General features: G+C 29.8%; 2 protein-coding genes. Both read right to left on the reverse strand.

Translation table 11 applies throughout. From position 1 onward, the window contains the following. Positions 1 to 377: 377 nt before the first annotated feature. A complete protein-coding gene (locus tag ACP5FO_RS08705; protein ID WP_428157413.1) occupies positions 378 to 1,184 on the reverse strand; it encodes a tetratricopeptide repeat protein in 807 nt (268 codons plus the stop codon). 42 nt (positions 1,185 to 1,226) lie between these two features. Then, entirely contained in the window at positions 1,227 to 2,087 is an 861-nt protein-coding gene (gene htpX / locus ACP5FO_RS08710) for a zinc metalloprotease HtpX (RefSeq protein WP_428157414.1), read from the reverse strand. Between the last annotated feature and the right edge of the window lie 161 nt (positions 2,088 to 2,248).

Here is a 2,248-nt window from a genome sequence, read left to right on the forward strand (position 1 = left end):
CCACCGTAATAAGTAAGAGTTCTGATTGTGGGATCTGTGTTTTTATTAACCGTATCCTACAATCAACTATTGTAAACTCAAATAAAAAGAGTTGACTTTCTAGACATAACAAAGGCTATAAAAAAATGGGATTAAAAAATGTTTGAAAGTATAAGCAGTTTTAAGTTAAAAAGCAGTGGAGCAAACATTTGAGCGTAGAAAATGATGCTACAGATGGAAAACCAGCAGTGGGACAGCTTATTTTTGCAGGACTATTAATAAAAACGTATATTATATTTAAACAGTTAATTGACGTATGTCACTAAATGCTTAAATGCTTAGTATAAATGCAATAAGATAGAGCAATTTGCTTTTAGTTTAGAAATTTTTTAATAAATTTATTGTTTTGTTTTGTTTAAATACATTCTCGCTGGTCTGTCTTCAACCGATTTTGGATAATCTTTTATGAGTTTTTCTAATAAATATCTACCATCAGATTTATCTCCTATATCTAAAAAACAAAGTCCTTCTTTTAAAATAGCTTCGGGTATGAATTTACTTTTTGGATAATCCAAGATAAATTTGTTGAAATTCACAATGCCTTTATCATAACTTTTAATAATGTAATAGCTCTCGGATTTATATAGTAAAGCATGCGAATATAATTTATTGGTCTTATTTTTGTATTTGCGCATAAAAGCATTAAAGTATTTAATAGCTTTATTATAATTTTTATCATTGTAGAAAGTTTTTGCCATTCTATATAGCGCCCTGGTGGTTGTCTTGTTTTGGGATTTAAAAATTACACTCTTAGAATTTATTTTTTTTATTTTATTATCTAAATCTTTTATTTCTTTTTTTAGATATGCTATCTTATTTGGCTGGTTTTGTAATATTTTAAATTCGGCATATAAATTTTTTAGCCTATCTTTTAATTGCTCATATTTCTTAAATGCTTGCTGATATAATAATTTTAATTCTGCTGCCTTAGTTTTCAGATTATTAATTTTTTGAGTATTTACAGATATTTGTTGCAAACTATCTGCAAAGGGGTTATACGCATTTATAATATTATTTTCCTTCGCCAAAGCAGGGTGAGACCAGAATACAATAGAAGCTATTACACTAAAGAAAATGCAAATAATCTTTTTTAATAATATTTCTTCATGTCCAAAACGATTTTTTTCATTATTTAAAGCAACCATAAAAGTTCAAGTTTAGTTTTCAAATTAAACAATCCTTCAGTATTACATACTCATAGTTTTTAGCCTTTCTATTCTTTTTTCAATAGGCGGGTGAGTGCTAAATAAGCTTTGAATTGTTTTAGATCTAAAAGGATTTATAATAAACATAAAAGCTGTTGCTTGAGAAAGGTGCGTTTGCTGCATTGGTGTGATTCTGTTTGCATACTCCAGTTTTTCAAGTGCGTTTGCAAGATATAAAGGGTTGCCGCTTAAGTTTGCCCCACCTTTGTCTGCTGCATATTCTCTTTGACGTGATATAGCCAATTGAATTATAGTGGCAATTATTGGTGTAATAATAGCAATAAATAGTAGGCCAAATACATTATTGTTTCTTCTATTATTACCAAAGCCTCCAAATATAGCGCCCCATTGTGCCATCCATGCAAGATAGCTAATGGCACCTGCAAAACTTGCTGCAATTGTACCTGTTAATATATCTTTATTTTTAACATGCGTAAGTTCATGCCCCAAAACACCACTAAGTTCATTATCATCTAACAAATTTAAAATACTGCTAGTTATGCATACAGCGGAATGTTTTGGTCCTCTGCCTGTAGCAAAAGCATTTGGTGTGCTGCTTTGCACTATATATAACCTTGGCATAGTTAGATTTGCCCTTTGGGCTAAATTACTAACAATCGGATATACCCTGGCATAAATTTGCGGGTAATTGTATTGAGTAAGCTCTGTTGCATGATAGGCTTTAAGCGTTATTTTATCACTAAACCAGTAAGCAAAAAAATTCATACCTATTGCAAATATTAGTGCAAACAATATACCCTGGTTTCCACCTATTGCTTGGCCTACAATCATGAATAAAACAATTAATAAAACCATGAGTGAAAAAGTTTTTACGTAGTTCATAACCTCCCCTTTTTATTATTATTTAAACTATATATTATTTTAGCACCATATCTATTAAAAAAATATAGCTTATCAATGTAAAAATTGTAATTCTAGATTTAATGTCTGGATTTGCTATAATTTACTGGACAGAAAGATAAGACTACCTCTAAATTACAAAG

The sequence above is a fragment of the Desulfurella sp. genome (assembly GCF_049977265.1).
Classification (GTDB): Bacteria; Campylobacterota_A; Desulfurellia; order Desulfurellales; family Desulfurellaceae; genus Desulfurella.

Excerpts from the sequence above, each read along its gene's own strand:
- ACP5FO_RS08705 (WP_428157413.1), bottom strand. The coding sequence starts at position 1,184 with ATGGTTGCTTTAAATAATGAAAAAAATCGTTTTGGACATGAAGAAATA.
- htpX (WP_428157414.1), bottom strand. The coding sequence starts at position 2,087 with ATGAACTACGTAAAAACTTTTTCACTCATGGTTTTATTAATTGTTTTA.